Below are 17,143 nucleotides of genomic sequence, written 5' to 3' on the forward strand. Positions count from 1 at the left end.
CTGATAAAAACGTTTAATGAATGGTAGTTATTTACAGGTTTTCTCAATTTTTTGATAGCTTTTTGTAGCGTATTTACAATTTGTTTAATAAACATCAACTGGATAGACAAACTTAAACATTATAGCTGTCTACCCTTAATTCAATATTTTGCAGAAACTATGGCTCAAGGCTACTCATTTTTAAAGCTAAATCCTGTTGATTTAAATCAACTTGCTTTGTTTTGCTTTTAATTACCCATTGAATATTGGCCAATTTTTCTTTTGCAGCATCAATACCCGCTTGCATAGTCATTTCACGGCCTTTGATATCAAAGATATGCGCTTTTTCACGTAGATCGGGCTGAATGACAATATCTGCATTTTTCAATTCTTCTTCAGCCAAACGTCCTTGCATAATGTTGATATTTTGGTTGAATAGCCCCCAAACATTACTGGTTTCAGTATGAATAGGTTGTGCCAAAATATCCACTGCAATCACCACATCTGCGCCTAAATCCCGTGCAACCTGTACAGGCACAGGACTGACTAGGCCACCATCAACATATTCCACATTACGGATCTTGGTTGGTATAAACATACTCGGAATCGAAGCAGATGCACGTACTGCTTGGCCTGTATTACCATAATTGAATACAGTTTTGGTGCCGTCTTTTAATTCCGTTGCAACCACATACATCGGGATTTTTAACTTCTGTAAAGGAATGTTTTGGACTTGCTCATTCACATAGTCCTCAACTTTTTTACCATCAAAAAAACCTTTTAAACTGATATTCACTTCTCTTACATCGGTAGCCTTAAGCTTAAGCGCAATATCTCTCAACTCTGCAGCGGATTTACCACTTGCATAAATTGAACCTACAATACTGCCTGCACTTGTACCTACAATAAAATCAGGGCGAATACCTTGCTGTTCCAACACTTCAAGTACGCCGATATGAGCATATCCACGTGCCCCACCACTGCCGAGTACTAAGGCAACAACGGGTCTTTTTTCTTGTTGATTAATATGTGCAAAGGGCTGAACAACTGCTTGTACTTGGGCATCTTCAACTAAAGGTTTTAAATGCGAAGTCGTTTGACAACCCGCCAAAATCACCATTGAAAGTCCAAGCGTCAATAATTTAAGCTGTTTCATATGCTGTCTTGCCATATCTACGTGGTTCTATCTTTTAATTTTAACGCCATTATTGGTGAAATGCTGTATCAATTTTTATGTATATATACAATATATATTGATAAAAAGCCCCTCGAAAGGGGCTTTAATTTAGTGAAGTAAGCCTTTATAAATCCAATAACTTACCAGATATCAGAATCTACTTTTTTCTTCAGCTCAGGATATTGATCAATCTTGAACTCTGGTTCCTTGATCCCTTTTTTAAGCTGAGAGGTATAATCTTTCAACAATATGCGTGCCATTGGTGTTAACAGCAGGATTGCCACAAGGTTAATGGTGGCCATCAAGCCCATTGAAAGGTCGGCCATTGACCAGATTAAAGGTACACTTGTGATCGCCCCGAAATAGACCATTGCCAATACCAGCAGGCGGAAAATGAACATGACCTTTGGGTTGTCATTAATGAACTGTACATTGCTTTCAGCATAGGCATAGTTACCAATAATTGAGGTAAAGGCAAACAGGAACAGAATAATGGCAAGGAAGCCTCCACCCCAGCCACCAATTTGGCTCTCCAATGCTTTTTGGGTCAATGTCACGCCCTCAAAGCCAGCTTCATGATACAGGCCAGACACCATGATGATGATCGCAGTACATGAACACACCACGAAAGTATCAACAAATACACCCAGCATTTGTACCAGCCCCTGATTCACAGGATGCTTCACATCAGAGGCAGCAGCAGCGTTTGGCGCTGAACCCATGCCTGCCTCGTTGGAGAACAAGCCACGCTTGATGCCCATCATCATTGCCATAGAAATCATCGCACCAAAGAAACCACCTGCTGCCGCATTAAACTGGAATGCTTCGGTGAAGATCAGTTTAAAAATCTCAGGCAACATCGGCAAGTTGGTTATCGCGATGTACAAGGCGACCATGATATAAAGCAATGCCATGAAAGGAACAATACCTTCGGCAACCTTGGCGATACGCTTGATCCCACCAAAAATGATCAATGCCGTCATAACCACCAATGCAATACCAACCCATGACACTTCAAAATTAAGACTACCGAGACCCAATACAAAATTGGCTTTATCCCACCCCATGCATGTGAGGTTGCCCCAATAATCGCATTTGCCTGCACGGCATTAAATACAAAGCCATAAGCCAGAATGAGTGACAGTGCAAAAACAATCCCCAGCCATTTTTGTTTTAAACCCTGAGTAATATAGTACGCAGGTCCACCTCGGAATTGCTTGTTTTGATGGTCTCTCACCTTAAACAACTGGGCAAGCGATGATTCAACAAATGCAGAACTCATGCCAAGAAAGGCAGTGAACCACATCCAGAACACGGCCCCAGGACCACCAATGGCGATTGCTATGGCAACACCAGCAACGTTACCAACACCGACACGGCTTGCAAGACCCGTGACGAAAGCCTGAAATGGTGTAATGCCATGTTCATCTTGCGTCTCTTTACGGCTTCCTTTCATCACAAGAATGCTGTGCAGGAACAAGCGAAGCTGTACCGCACCCGTAACGAATGTGTAAAACACCCCAACCGCAACCAATAAGACGACCAGAAAATTCCAGAGTGGATCATTCAGGAATTGTACCCACGACATCAGCGTGGCATTTAATTGTTCATTCATCACTTATTCGCTTTAAAATATTTTATGTACGGCCGTACATATACGATAACAATCGATGAACCAAAAAAGCCCCACATGGGGCTTTTGATCCGACTTAGGCAAAGAATTTCAAAATTAATTGAATTACTGTTGCATTAATTAAATCAACAAAGAACGCACCACAAAGCGGAACAATTAAAAATGCTTTATGTGATGGTCCATACATGTTGGTAATTGCTTGCATGTTTGCAACCGCAGTAGGTGTTGCGCCCATACCGAAACCACAGTGACCAGCAGCAAGAACTGCTGCATCATAATTTTTGCCCATGACACGGAAAGTAATAAATGCTGCATACAACGCCATGGTAATGGTTTGTGCACCCAAAATTACAACCAGCGGGCCAGCCAAATCGGCTAATTGCCACAACTTTAATGACAACAATGCCATTGCCAAATAAAGTGATAACGACGCATTACCAAATACATCAATTGCACGATCAAAAATATCAACTTTTAATACGCTTTCTAAAATATTACGCAGGATGACACCACCACCTAATGCCCATACAAAGGTTGGTAACTCAAACCATGTGCCTTTACTATAACCTGTCATAAACTCAGCAAATGCTAAACATGCAGCAAACATGCCGAGCGTTGTAATCGCATTATCAGCAGTAATTAAACGAACTTGATGAGGATTTTCAAATGGTGCGAGTTCATCAGGGTGTTGATCTAAATGGGTATCACGATCCTTAATCGCAGTGGATGATTGCTCTTGAGCAAGGCTATAACGATTGATTAATAGTTTTGCAAGTGGCCCACCAATGATGCCACCGATAATCAAACCAAAAGTTGCACTTGCCATGCCTAGCGCTAATGCACCCTGAATTCCATGTTGGCTTTCAAGAATTTCACCCCATGCCCCTGCTGTACCGTGTCCACCTGTTAAAGTAATTGAACCTGCAATCAACCCGACCAAAGGATCAATACCTAAAAGCGTTGCGAGGCTCATGCCGACAGCATTTTGAACCACGATAAACGAAGCGACACAGACCAGAAAAATAACCAGCCCAAGCCCACCTTCTTTTAACTTCATAAAATTGGCACTCAAACCAATTGAAGCAAAGAAAATCAGCATAAAACTCGTTTGTAATTGGCTACTAAAAACAATGCTATAACCCCACATTGAATGTACCAATAACGAAACAATAGCTGCAACCAAGCCACCAGCTACAGGTTCAGGAATATTGTAACGACGCAAGAAATCAATTTGATTGACAAGAAAACGCCCTAACAGCAGCACAATGACGGCTGAAATCAGGGTGTAAAAACCATTAAAAGTAAATTCCATATCTTCTTCCGTTTATTTTATTAGTCTTTTAGACGGTTTTTCCATCGTGTAGCTAATAAAATAGTAACTCTCAAATTGAGTGAAAACTCAATCAACTTAATAAAAAGCATACAGTTCTTTGTAAGAACTCAACCAAATAAAGTGATTGGTTTCCACGGATGATTAGGTTTATAGGATTAGGCTAGAAGTTGTAGCGAGCCATTGCGCCTACACGGTTATCCTTACCTTTTAGACCATTAAAGGTTTTACGTTCGCCATAGATATATTCCAAACCAAACGTAATCGGAGTAACTGGTGAATACATGATGTTCCACCAACCTTGTTGTAAGGTTTTGTTCTGCGTTGTATCCGGAAAGGCTTGTTGTGCAAACTGATTATTATCTTTTGCAAACATTGCACCATACGCTAAAGTGCTACGCAATTTAGGGCTAACTTGATAAGTTGTACCAATGGTGAGTGCATCAAACTCATTCAGATTCAACTCAAAATTATTGGGATTTACATTAAAAGCACTATTGGTATAGAGCAAAAACTTACTATCACCTTTTACATGCGAATAATCGATCATCGCTTGTAAAGAATCAGTAAATTTATACTTAGTTCCTACCGCAATACCCCACCCGAGATCAGCATCATCAGCTGTTAATTGATTATTATTCTTGTCGTAACTCGCTCTGCTGCGCGCTTCTGTTACTAAAACACGGGCTGAAGCCGTACCTTTGCCATCATCAAAATCATATTTTAACTTAGAGGTTAAAGCTGGCGCTCGGTTGTCGTCATTGCCTTTTTCTAAAGCAAGCATATAACGGGTGTCTGGATTAAATTTTCCGCTATAGCGAACCATCGGAGTACGATAAGTACCGATCCCTAAAGGAGAATTGAAATCAATCATTTCTGGCTGTAAATCTGTCGCCAAGAACGTAGATGTGGTTTGACCAAATAACCAATTGTTTAAAGTCATATACGCATGACGGATACGAATCGTATCGTTATTACTACCACCACGAAAATCAATTTCTAATTTCCCACCAACATCTGCTTCTTGAATGGGTGCTTTAAAATCAAGACCTAATCGCGTAACTGTTGCCGTACTATAAAAACGATCACTATTTTTTTCATTGCCTTCGAGATCAACTTTATTGATTCGGTTAAATATAGCATCGCCGCCTTTTGCCTGATACGAGGCATCGCCACGTAAAAAACCGTATAGCTGTACTTGCGCACCCGAAGCAGAATTAAAACCCAAAGGCGATTTTTGAGCAGCGATCTGAGTATTAGATGAAATATTTTGAGTAGATACTGAAGCAACAGTAGTAGATCGCTGGGTATCGTACTGCGGTACATTATTTTTTTGTTTTGACTGAGGAACATATTGTTCCAATAAAGCTCTTAATTCTTTTACTTCCTCTCGAAGTTGTTGAATTTGTTCTTGTTCGCTAGCAGCCTGCGCATCGTTCATCATGAAGACAGCAATGGTAAACGCCAATCCCTGAACTATGAACGGCTTACGGATGAGAGGTAAACTCATGAGAAGCTCCTGTATTCGTGTATATTTCAACATTTTTCATAAGCATAAAATTGGGTAAATAAATATGCTTATCATAGAAAACTTCCCTCACCTTCTTGGTTAGAAAAGCCTAATCGATTTTTGAAAAGGGCGTATTATGCATAAATTTAGATTATTGTGTGTATTTTTTTATTCCAATCATCATAACGATTTCAGCGTGTATCAATAAATACTATTTCTATTTCATTGCGTTACAAATACATTTCTTTTTCACATAAAGATAACAAATTAAAAAATTTTATGGATAATCTCATCTCGTTAATCTTTACTCGACTATTTTTTATTCAAATCTCAATCTACGACTAAAAATCCATCCTCAAATCTATCTTATTACTTTATAGTCTCATTAAATGAGAAAGAGCCATAAGCTTAGGAACCTTAAGATGAACATGGAACAAATCCGTTACGTGGATGATGCGATTACAGCCCGTCATTCTGTACGTGCATTTTTAGATACACCTGTTGCAACAGAGACAATCAAGGATATTTTAAATGTTGCCGCTCGTGCGCCATCAGGTACAAACACTCAACCATGGAAAGTTTATGTGGTGACAGGCCAAAAACGCGCCGAGATGATTGAGCGAGTTTGTGCTGCTCAACAAGCACTTTTTCAACAACCAGAACTCGCTGAACAATATCAAGAAACTTTCGCCTACTACCCTGAAACATGGATTTCACCATTTATTGATCGTCGTCGTGAAAATGGTTGGGGACTGTATGGTTTGCTAGGTATTCAAAAAGGCGAAAAAGAAAAAATGGCGGCGCAACAATTGCGTAACTATCAATTGTTTGATGCGCCTGTCGCACTTTATTTTACAGTCAATAAAGCAATGGGAATTGGTTCAAAAATGGATATTTCCATGATGATCCAAAATGTAATGATTGCGGCCAAAGCACGTGGCTTAGATACCTGCCCACAAGCCGCATGGAATCATTTTCATCCCATCGTTTTAGAGGTATTAGATGCCCCAGAAGATGAAGAATTAGTATGTACCGTTGCCTTAGGTTATGCTGATCCTGATCATATCGTAAACACCTTCATTACTCCCCGCGAACCCGTTGAAAACTTTACAGTATTTTTAGACCAGTAAATTATTTAAATAACAGTATCTCTATGCAGAGGTACTGTTTTGTAGCTGTTTTCCAACTTTTAAAATTGCAAACAAACCTGCGCTAGTAAACATCAACATCATAATGCCCATATTGAGGCTCGCTTTCCATAACAAGAAATTTAAAATCACACCACCTAACAAACCACATGCAAACTGCATACTTCCCATAATCGCACTCGCAGTCCCAGCACGCGCACCCTGCTTAGACATCGCCAAAGCCATTGCATTAGGACCAGTTAATCCAATACCAGACACAACTAAAAAAAGACCAGACATTAATAACCACAATGGTGCATTCGCCATCAGCCCCGCACTGATGACAACAACTGCTCCAAAGCATTGAATCGACCCACCCAATCGTAACCGCTGAAAAATACCCATTCGAGTATTTAAGTGCTTATTGATTGAGGACATCAACGTAATTCCAGCTGCATTAAATGCAAATGCATAAGAAAACTGTTGCTGAGACAGTCCGTACTGCCCCATAAAAACGGCTGAAGCAGAGCTGATATAACAAAATAATGCTGCGCCAGTTAAACAACCTGCAAACATTGGCAATCTGAAGCTGTCATCTTTTAGAATTGCAGCATAAAGTGTAGTGACTTGATAAGTTGATAATTTTAAACGGCGTTCAATAGCTAATGATTCTTTAAAGAAGAAATGTATACACAACCAGCAGATCACACCAATCATTGCTAGCGTCAGAAAAATAGCCTGCCATGGGAAAAAAGTCAGAATCCATGCACCAAACATTGGGGCTAGAATAGGCGCAAGCCCCATTACGATCATCATGCTTGAAAAGGCTTGAGCTGAACCTTGCATGTCTAAGCGATCACGTATAGCTGCTCTCGCAATCACAACACCAACACAACCACCTAAAGCCTGAAAAATTCGTGCAGCAATCAAAGCCCATTCATTTGTCGTAAACGCACAAGCCAAACTTGCAATCACATAAAGGCTAAGCCCAAAATATAAGGGAGGCTTGCGCCCAATACGATCACTCACAGGTCCATAAATTAATTGACCTATGGCTAAACCCAAAAAGTAAGCAGGTAATGTATTTGCAATCATTTGGGTACTTACCCCAAACTCATTTGCCATTTGGGGCAATGCGGGTAAATACATATCAATAGACAATGGACCGAGTGCTGTCAACAAAGCAAGTAACAAAATCCATGCTGTTGAATACTGACGCTGATTCGATTGTTCTACCTGCATAATCCTCTACTTTTCAAGTTTATTTATTTTTCTAAGCTTAGCATCCTCACCATATTTGTGCATAATATTAGAGTCTGCTGATACCTGAAAAATGTTAACAGGCATGATCATAAATTGATTGCCGAATATAAAAGGACAACCATTGAATCCTTGGCTCGCACGTTTAAAACAAACCACCTATAACACCACGTTAATGTATAACGTACGTATGCTGATTGCTTTCGCAGGAACAGCATTCGTTCCTTATCTTTTAAATTTTCAACTTGCGACGATTCCACTGACTTTAGGCGTTGTTGCGGCAGCAATTAGTGATATTGATGATCGCTTTTCTGTCCGTATTCAGAATCAGATTTATACCTATATTGGATTTTTTATCACAGCTGCATCGGTTCAATTGTTATTCCCCTACCCAATTATTTTTGCAGTTGGATTAATTGTTTCCTGTATTGGATGGATTTTATTAGGTTCTTTGGGGCGGCGTTATGCGACTATCGCTTACGGATGTTTAGTGATTTCTGTCTATACCATGCTCGGTGTACACTTATTTGAACAATGGTATTTACAACCAGCATTCTTAGTTTTGGGAGCCGCTTGGTATGGATTACTTTCAACAATCAGTTTCTTGCTTTTCCCTGTACGAAAAGTACAAGACCAACTTTATGCATCCTATAATGCTTTAGGTAGTTTTTTATTTGCTAAATCAAACTTATTTGATGTGGACATGACTCCATCCAGTTATCAACAAAGTATGATTGATATTGCATTAGAAAATGGCAAATTGGTGGCGATTTTTAATGATATGCGAATGTCACTGTTAACTCGCTTAAAAGGTGACCGCGGCCAGAAAGATACACGTCGCAGTCTACAATACTATTTCGTCGCACAAGATATTCATGAACGTGCAGACTCCGCACATATTGATTATCAAAAGCTAGCGAAAGTATTTCAACACAGTGATATCTTATTCCGTTTTCAACGCATTCTCACGATTCAGGGTAAAGCCTGTCAGGATTTAGCCCAATCAATTTTAAGCCGTACCCCTTACGTGCATAATAAACGCTTTAAACACAGCTTTGAAAATTTAAGAGTTTCCTTAGACAAATTAAGAGAAGATGGACTTTACGATCAAGTTCGCATCAATGCATTATTTGCACTCTATCAAAATCTTAAATCGATTGATGCACAATTACAGAATTTAGAAACGGAAAGAAATCTGAAATTAATCAATGCACAACAAGCAGAAAATCAACTAAAAGATGATGATTTAAAAGGTTGGAATGATATTCTAGTCCGTGTTAAACAACATTTAACCCCTGAGTCTGTGTTATTTCGCCATGCGGTTAGACTTTCAATCGTGTTGTTTATTGGTTATGTCTTTATTCAAGTAACCCATATTGCTTACGGTTACTGGATTTTGCTCACAGCATTGTTTGTTTGCCAACCTAACTTTAATGCTACTAAACGCCGCTTATATTTGCGAATTGTGGGAACCCTAATCGGTATTATCGTGGGGCTAACCATCATCTATTTTATTCCTTCGGTTGAAGGGCAACTGGTGATGTTAGTTCTTAGTGGCGTATTATTTTTAGAACTTCGAAGTAAACAGTATGCTCAAGCAACAGCTTTTATTACGATCCTCGCTTTAATTAACTTTAATCTAGATGGTTCTGCATTTGCAGCAGGATTCCCACGCTTTATTGATACCTTGATTGGCTGTGCCTTGGCATGGTTTGGGGTCAGTTTCATTTGGCCAGATTGGAAATTCCGCAGGCTACCACGCTCGATCCAACGTTCTTTACAAGCCCAATGTACCTACTTAGCAGAAGTAATTGAGCAATATCACCAAGGTCGTAATAATGCATTAAATTATCGTGTAGTTCGGCGTGCTGCGCACAATACTGATGCAGAAGTTGCTTCTCTTATTTCCACGCTTGCCACAGAACCCAATATTGAATCTACTCAGAAAACTTTGGCTTTTGAGTTTCTATGCTTAAGTCATACTTTTTTAAGTTATATCGCTGCACTTGGAGCTCATCGCGAACAAATTCAAGATCAAGAGGTTCTAGCCCTGCTCGATCAAGCATTAGATGATATTCAAGGTGCTCTGCTTAGAGATGAAGTCCCTGATTTATCTGCACAAAATATGATGCAAACCATACGTGAGCATTTAAATCGCAATGATGAAAACAATCAAAAATCTCTGATTATTTTACAGCAGCTTTCACTTATGCTTAGCATATTAACCCGTTTAAGTATGCTCAAACAAAGTCTCAGTCACGAACCGAACGAAGATGGCACTGAGTTTGCTTCTCTTTAATTTATCCGCCATTGGCATAATATCTTTGAGTGCCAATTGGTGTTAAACTTAACTTAGTTCTAAACTCATTTTTTAAACTATGACCGCCAAAACGCTATACGCTTATACGCTACAACCTGTTCCTTACGAAGTCTCTGAAGCTGAACAACGTCAAGCTCAACTGATGATTTGGCGTAGTACCAATAAATTCAGTAAAAAAGCATGGATGATTATGATTGCACTTGTGGTGCTTTCATTAGTTTCAGCAGGACTGATTAAGTATTATTCAACCTACTCAACTGTATTGTGTTGGGTTGTGATCATTGCTGTGATCCTTTTTTATCTTGTGAAAAAATTTGGTCTTGAGTGGTACGTTAAACGCAAAATGACAGAGTTTCCAGTTCAAGAGATTAAAGGTCTTCGTTTAGGCGTACAACCCCATGGTATCGTGATGCGCCAGAAAGTTGGATTACAAGAAGGTACTGCGACCATTGGCTGGAAAGACATTTACGAATGGTACAACTCTCCAGAGTTTATTTTAGTCAATTTTAAAGTAAAAACACCAAAAGGCGAACAACAACAAGGTGCTTACATCCTACCTAAGCGTATGGATTCTAAGAATTTCCCTTTTAACACGGTACGTAAACATTTAAATGAAGTTGTAGGCGCACCAAAATCAATTTAACGCCTATGATTCTAAAAACCTCTCGAAATGAGAGGTTTTTTCAACCCCAAAAAAACAAATGAGAATCAAAATCAATATTGCCTACAAAATCCATATTATGTTCGTATTCTTGAGTTATAATTTTTGATATAAATTTCATTATCTTTTCATTTTTGACCATGTCTAAAAAAGTCTTCTTCCAAATCCATTGGTTTTTAGGGATTACTGCAGGGCTTATACTTTCTTTAATGGGAGTAACCGGTGCAATTTATTCTTATGAACAGCAAATTTTAAAATGGCTCAACCAAGATAGCTATGTCGTTGAGGCTGCTCAAACACCAAAACTTAGCCCTGCCCAGTTATACCAACATTTCAATCAGCAACAACCCGAAATTGAAATTAACAGCATTACTATTGCTGCCGACCCAACAGCATCTTCTACCGTCAATATTAAAAAAGAAGGTGCACGTCGTGGTTATAACATGATGGTCAATCCATATACAGCCGAAGTCTTACCTGACATTAAAGGTCGTGATACCTTACAATTTATTCAGCGTTTACATCGCAATTTAACCGTTGGAGAATTTGGAGCGCAAATCACAGGTGCTTCTACGCTGATGCTGATTTTCTTTGTATTGAGTGGCATCTATCTACGCTTTCCAAAGAAACATAGTATTAAACAATGGTTGTTTATTAAGCCAAAACTAAAAGGTCGTAATTTTATTTGGGACCTACATGCAGTGGTGGGAACTTGGGTCATTGTGTTTTATCTACTGTTTGCTTGCACTGGCTTATATTGGTCTTATGACTGGTGGCGTGCAGGTATGTTCAAGGTCATGGGCGTTGAACAGCCACAACGTAATCAACAAAATAATGAACATGGCAAAGATAAACAACCTAAGCTGACAAACGCACAGCTTAATACTATCTTGACGCAAACATGGACTGGGGTAAATGCCCAGATTGGTCGTGAATACTCAAGTTTAACCCTGAATATTCCCAAAAATGCGGATGCCAAAGTTGAACTCTCTTTTGTCGATGCCATTCCTCAACATGAACGTGCACGTAACCAAGCGATTTATAACTATCAAGACAATAAATTTGAAAAATTTGAACTGTATGAAGACAAGAAGCTCAATGAAAAAATCATGAGCAGCATGCTGCCTGTGCATCGCGGCAGCTTCTTTGGTTCGACTTATCAATTTATTGCCATGCTGGCATCATTGGCTATGCCTCTGTTCTTTGTAACGGGTTGGATGTTGTATCTAAAACGTCGCAAGCAGAAAAAGCTGACCCAAGCGGCACGTCAATCACTCAACGCACAGCAGGTTGATCCAAATGCCAAGCCTTGGCTGATCACTTATGCGACGCAAACAGGTGTAGCTGAACAACTAGCATGGCGTACTGCGACCAGCTTGCAGGAAGCGCAACAACCAACGATGGTTAAACCGGTTCAGCAACTGACTGAACAAGACCTACAACAAGCATCACAGGTTTTATTTGTAATCAGCACATATGGCACAGGTGAAGCACCTGATCTTGCAACAAGTTTTAGCAAAAAACTGATGCAACAAAAGCTAGAGTTAGCTCATATGCAATACGCAGTGCTTGCACTAGGATCAAGAGAATATCCTGACAGCTATTGCAGCTTTGGTTATGCCGTTGATGCATGGTTAAAACAATGCAAGGCACAACCATTATTTGACTTGATCGAAGTAGATAATGCCAATAGCAATGATATTCAACGCTGGAATCAAGCGCTTTCGGTGGTGACTAAGCATGAACTACATGCCATGAATATAGAGAAAGTGTTTGACCAGTGGACTCTCGCTGAACGCACATTGCTCAACCCTAATAGCTTAGGACAGGCAGCCTATAATATTGAACTTCGTTCCGTTTCTGATATAACTTGGCATGCTGGCGATATTGCAGAAATTCAGCCTGCCAATTGCTTAACCGACATTCAGGATTTCTTAATCAAGTATCAGATTCCAACACACAGTGTCGTTGAATCATTGAACCAAGAGATTGAACAGCTCTTGTGGAATAGAAACCTACGGGTTGAAATCAAGCCTTTCAGTACACTTGAAGATTTACTCGAACAACTACCCACCCTACCTACACGTGAATATTCGATTGCCAGTATTCCTTCGCAACAATTCCTGAGACTGGTGGTTCGTCAAAAATATGATGAACAGAATCAACTTGGTCTTGGTTCAGGTTGGCTCACTGAATTTTCACCATTGCAACATAGCATTGCCCTGCGTATTCGGACCAATGAGTCCTTCCATCTGATTGACGATAACCGTCCAATTATCTGTATCGGTAACGGCACAGGCATTGCAGGCTTGATGAGTTTATTACAGCAACGTAATCGACAAAACTATACTGCCAACTGGCTAATCTTTGGTGAACGTCAACGCGAACATGATTTCTTTTATCAAGAAACCATTCAAGCATGGTTGAATATGGGAAGCTTGCAACGTTTGGACCTCGCCTTCTCTCGTGATCAGGAACAACGCATCTATGTACAAGATATTTTGCGAAGCAATTCTGATGAACTGATCACATGGATTGATCAAGGTGCGGTGATTTATGTCTGCGGCAGCATCGAAGGCATGGCTTCAGGAGTCGATCAAGCTTTAACAGATATTCTCAGCGAAGAAAAACTAGATGAATTAAGACAAGCTGGACGTTATCGTCGAGACGTTTATTAAACCCTTTTGATATTTAAAAAGTAAGCCTCCAGTGAATCACCACTATTTTTAGTGGATCAATCCCCCGATAGTGTCCACTAACCAATAAGTGGACACCTATTTATGGATTTAAAGACAGTTATAGACAGTGCACCAACGCAAAAAAAGCCTCGCCGAACTTTCACAGCCGAATTCAAACATCAGCTTATTCAACAATGCCAGCAGCCAGACACATCAGTGGCTAACGTGGCAATGCAACATCAGATCAATGCTAATCTACTGCATAAATGGATTCGCCAGTCCGAATCAATGCCCCCTCCATTAAAAAACCTGCCTATCCCACAGACCGACTTTCTTCCTGTCATTGTTCACTCGATGCCAGTCAAACAAGAGACATCTCCATCACCTGTGCCTGAGAAGAAAGCTCCTGCTCATATCAGGATTCCACTGCATGAGGGACCAGGTTCCGAAAGAGATCAAATGATTGAAATCGAATGGCCTGTGGAATCAACAACTGAATTACTATTTCTGCTGCAAGGTTTGATCAAATGATCCGCATTGATGAAATCTGGCTCTCTACCCAACCCATGGATATGCGAGCAGGTACAGATACTGCACTTGCTCAAGTCCTGAAAGCCTTTGGTGGTGTTAAACCCCATTGCGCCTATCTGTTCTGTAATAAACGAGGCCATCGTATGAAAGTGTTGGTACATGATGGTCTAGGGATTTGGCTGTGTGCCCGACGATTGGAACAAGGGAAGTTCCACTGGGCGCAGGTTCATCAGGGTGAAACAATGAGTATCAATGCGGAACAATTACAGGCATTAATTCAAGGTTTAGCTTGGCAGAGAATTGGGCAACAGCACGTGGTCACAATGATCTAAACCAGATACCTTTATTTTACCATCCTCCAAACGACCTATTTCATCCCTAACCTGATCTCAGGCATACTGCGGTCATGAATATGCTGCCTCATTTAAGCCAACTGACCCATGAACAATTGCTGGAATTTACCCAGCAGTTGGCAATGCAGAATCAGCAACTTGTAGAAGATAAACAACAACTCGAACAATCCAATCAACACCTCGATGCCAAAGTTCAGCACCTATCTGTACTCACACAAAAATACGAGCATGAACTTGCGCTGTTTAAACGGCATAAATTTGCTCAGAAGAATGAACACCTCACTGCCAAACAAATCAGCTTGTTAGATGAAGCAGTTGAAGAAGATATCGCAGCCGTTGATTTAGAACTGGAACGACTGAATGCGGATCAACCCAAATCGGCTGAAACCAAAGCAATAAAACCGAAACGCCGACCGCTGCCAGATCATCTAGCCATCATTCGTATAGAGCATGAGCCTGCATCGACACAATGCAGTTGTGGCTGCACGCTTCGTCGTATTGGTGAAGACCTGAGCGAGAAACTCAATTTCAGACCAGCACAGTTCTACAAGGAACAGCATATCCGTGGCAAATGGGTCTGTGATCAGTGTGATACCTTGATTCAAGAACCGATGCCTGCTTATGTGATTGATAAAGGCATTGCTACACCTGAATTGCTCAGCCATGTGCTGGTTTCAAAATATGCGGATCATTTACCTTTATATCGTCAACGTCTGATCTATCAGCGTGTCGGGGTTGATCTTGCTTGCTCAACCTTATCGGAATGGGTTGGTCAATGTGGTGTACAGTTAGAACCACTAGCAGAAGCCTTAAAACAGATCATATTACAACAACAGGTGATTCATGCAGATGAAACACCAGTGACCGTGATGCAGATTGCCGAGAAGAAACCCAAGAAAGGTTATGTCTGGGCCTATGCCACCACACAGTACAACTCTATTCAGGCGGTGATCTATGACTTTCAACCGAGTCGATCAGGTCAACATGCCGAAGATTTCCTAAAAGGCTGGCAAGGTCAACTGATCTGTGATGATTATAGTGGTTATAAGGCACGTTTTGCCTCAGGTCAGATGATTGAAGTGGGTTGTATGGCCCATGCCCGTCGTAAATTCCATGAGCTGCATGTGACGGGTAAAAGTCTCATTGCCGAACAAGCTCTGCAATTGATTCAACAGCTTTACCAAATTGAGGCAGAATTACGAGAGATACCAGACTGTAGTGCCGAACAACGCCACCAGCGAAGGCAGCAGGACAGTCAACCGATCATGCGTCAACTGTATGTCTGGCTGAAAGAATATCAAGATAAAGTACCAAAGAGTTCGCCTACAGCGAAAGCAATCAATTACAGCCTAAAACGCTGGTCTGCCTTAAGCCGTTATCTGGATGATGGCAATTTGCCAATAGACAATAATTGGATAGAAAACCAGATGCGTCCGTGGGCATTAGGCAGAAAAAACTGGCTATTTGCAGGATCACTGCGTAGTGGTCAACGGGCAGCGAACATCATGACTTTAATCCAGTCAGCCAAGCTGAATGGTCTTGATCCGTATGCCTATCTCAGTGATGTGTTGAAAAGGCTGCCAACACATAAAATGAAAGATATCGAAGCGCTGCTGCCGCATAATTGGAAGCCTGCTTGAGTTCAAGTGGGCTTCACTGGATGCTTACTTTAAAAACGAGTGCCAGCCACTCGTTTTTTTCATCAAAACATAAGAGAATTTGCCTTTCTTAGAATTTTGCATACACTGAGCACGATTCAAATTGACTACAATTAAGATTATGCAAATAAGTTCATGGGTTCGTCTTGTTTTAGCCCTTATCGGTTCAATTCTGTTCTTAGATGGCGCTATTCTAATCGCCTTTAAAAAGATTCATATTGGAACAGTACTACCGCTACTACTTGGGCTATTTTTTTGTCTCTATGCTTATTTCTATTATCATATCGAACGTTTCTTCTTCTATCATTTTCGTCTGCATTCAATTTGGCGCTTCGGCTGGTTGTGCTTTTGGATTTGGGTCGTTAGCTTAGGCTATTTCTTTAATTACATTTCAGACAATAATACCAAAACTCAAAATATCCCTACGGTTAAAGCCATTATTGTGTTAGGCAGTGGCGTTGAAAATGGACAACCTTCTGCCACATTGGCGAAACGCTTAGACCGTGCTGCCCCTGTAGCTTTAGCACAACCTCATGCCAAATTAGTCATGACAGGTGGTATTGATTTTGGTGAAACTGATAGTGAAGCGATTGTCATGTCACGTTATGTACAGCAGCACTATCATATTCCTGCCTCACAGATCATCTTGGAAGATAAAAGCACGAGTACGGAGCTGAATCTTAGAAATAGCCAACACTTATTACAGACACAACAGATTGACATCCATCAACCGATCGCGATTGTAACCAGCGATTTCCACACATTACGCGCCGCCGCGATCGCAAAGAAACAAGGCTATCGTAATATCATTATGCTTGGCGCAACGACACCAGTGACCACACGCTATAATGCATGGTTAAGAGAATACTTTGCTTATGCCAGTGGTTGGCTTCTGAATGAATATTGATTGGGGTTGTCCCCCAATC

12 protein-coding genes and 1 pseudogene are annotated in these 17,143 nt (G+C 40.6%); 8 read left to right on the forward strand and 5 right to left on the reverse strand.

Annotation, left to right across the window (positions count from 1 at the left end; all coding sequences use genetic code 11):
- Positions 1 to 157 precede the first annotated feature (157 nt).
- From F908_RS11460 to F908_RS11475, 4 genes and pseudogenes are all read right to left on the reverse strand, one after another.
- Positions 158 to 1,135 carry a patatin-like phospholipase family protein gene (locus F908_RS11460; protein WP_034602859.1) on the reverse strand — a complete coding sequence of 326 codons (978 nt, stop codon included), beginning with the start codon at positions 1,133 to 1,135 and terminating at the stop codon, positions 158 to 160.
- 161 nt (positions 1,136 to 1,296) lie between these two features.
- Positions 1,297 to 2,771 (reverse strand): annotated as a pseudogene (locus F908_RS11465) (alanine/glycine:cation symporter family protein).
- A gap of 94 nt (positions 2,772 to 2,865) precedes the next feature.
- Positions 2,866 to 4,101 carry a sodium/glutamate symporter gene (gene gltS / locus F908_RS11470; protein ID WP_005161970.1) on the reverse strand — a complete coding sequence of 412 codons (1,236 nt, stop codon included), beginning with the start codon at positions 4,099 to 4,101 and terminating at the stop codon, positions 2,866 to 2,868.
- Positions 4,102 to 4,282: 181 nt separating this feature from the next.
- Positions 4,283 to 5,629 (reverse strand): DcaP family trimeric outer membrane transporter, encoded by a 1,347-nt coding sequence (locus F908_RS11475; RefSeq protein ID WP_005161973.1) that lies wholly within the window; start codon positions 5,627 to 5,629, stop codon positions 4,283 to 4,285.
- Between the two features lie 422 nt (positions 5,630 to 6,051).
- On the opposite strand from F908_RS11475, the gene F908_RS11480 reads away from it, so the two are divergent.
- Positions 6,052 to 6,759, forward strand: coding sequence for a nitroreductase (locus tag F908_RS11480; protein WP_005161976.1), 708 nt, complete (start codon positions 6,052 to 6,054; stop codon positions 6,757 to 6,759).
- 21 nt (positions 6,760 to 6,780) lie between these two features.
- Here the strand turns inward: F908_RS11480 and F908_RS11485 are convergent, their stop codons facing one another.
- Positions 6,781 to 7,998, reverse strand: coding sequence for a multidrug effflux MFS transporter (locus F908_RS11485; protein ID WP_005161979.1), 1,218 nt, complete (start codon positions 7,996 to 7,998; stop codon positions 6,781 to 6,783).
- A gap of 142 nt (positions 7,999 to 8,140) precedes the next feature.
- Between F908_RS11485 and yccS the strand changes: the two genes are divergently transcribed.
- The 7 genes from yccS (at position 8,141) to F908_RS11520 (ending at position 17,124) form a co-directional block, all read left to right on the forward strand.
- Positions 8,141 to 10,315: a YccS family putative transporter gene (yccS, locus tag F908_RS11490; protein WP_005161982.1), complete on the forward strand. Its 2,175-nt coding sequence runs from the start codon at positions 8,141 to 8,143 to the stop codon at positions 10,313 to 10,315.
- A 79-nt stretch (positions 10,316 to 10,394) separates the two neighbouring features.
- Positions 10,395 to 10,979 (forward strand): YcxB family protein, encoded by a 585-nt coding sequence (locus tag F908_RS11495; RefSeq protein ID WP_005161985.1) that lies wholly within the window; start codon positions 10,395 to 10,397, stop codon positions 10,977 to 10,979.
- 158 nt (positions 10,980 to 11,137) lie between these two features.
- On the forward strand, positions 11,138 to 13,675 hold the full coding sequence (locus F908_RS11500; RefSeq protein WP_005161988.1) for a PepSY domain-containing protein: 2,538 nt from the start codon (positions 11,138 to 11,140) through the stop codon (positions 13,673 to 13,675).
- A 102-nt stretch (positions 13,676 to 13,777) separates the two neighbouring features.
- Entirely contained in the window at positions 13,778 to 14,206 is a 429-nt protein-coding gene (gene tnpA / locus F908_RS11505) for an IS66-like element accessory protein TnpA (protein ID WP_005157149.1), read from the forward strand.
- Positions 14,203 to 14,538: an IS66 family insertion sequence element accessory protein TnpB gene (tnpB, locus tag F908_RS11510; RefSeq protein ID WP_005157151.1), complete on the forward strand. Its 336-nt coding sequence runs from the start codon at positions 14,203 to 14,205 to the stop codon at positions 14,536 to 14,538. Before tnpA ends, tnpB begins: the two co-directional genes overlap by 4 nt.
- A gap of 74 nt (positions 14,539 to 14,612) precedes the next feature.
- Entirely contained in the window at positions 14,613 to 16,199 is a 1,587-nt protein-coding gene (tnpC, locus tag F908_RS11515) for an IS66 family transposase (protein WP_005159552.1), read from the forward strand.
- Between the two features lie 139 nt (positions 16,200 to 16,338).
- Entirely contained in the window at positions 16,339 to 17,124 is a 786-nt protein-coding gene (locus F908_RS11520; protein ID WP_005161991.1) for a YdcF family protein, read from the forward strand.
- The last annotated feature ends 19 nt before the right edge of the window (positions 17,125 to 17,143 follow it).

Source organism: Acinetobacter sp. NIPH 284 (assembly GCF_000369425.1).
In the GTDB taxonomy this organism is placed as follows: Bacteria; Pseudomonadota; Gammaproteobacteria; order Pseudomonadales; family Moraxellaceae; genus Acinetobacter.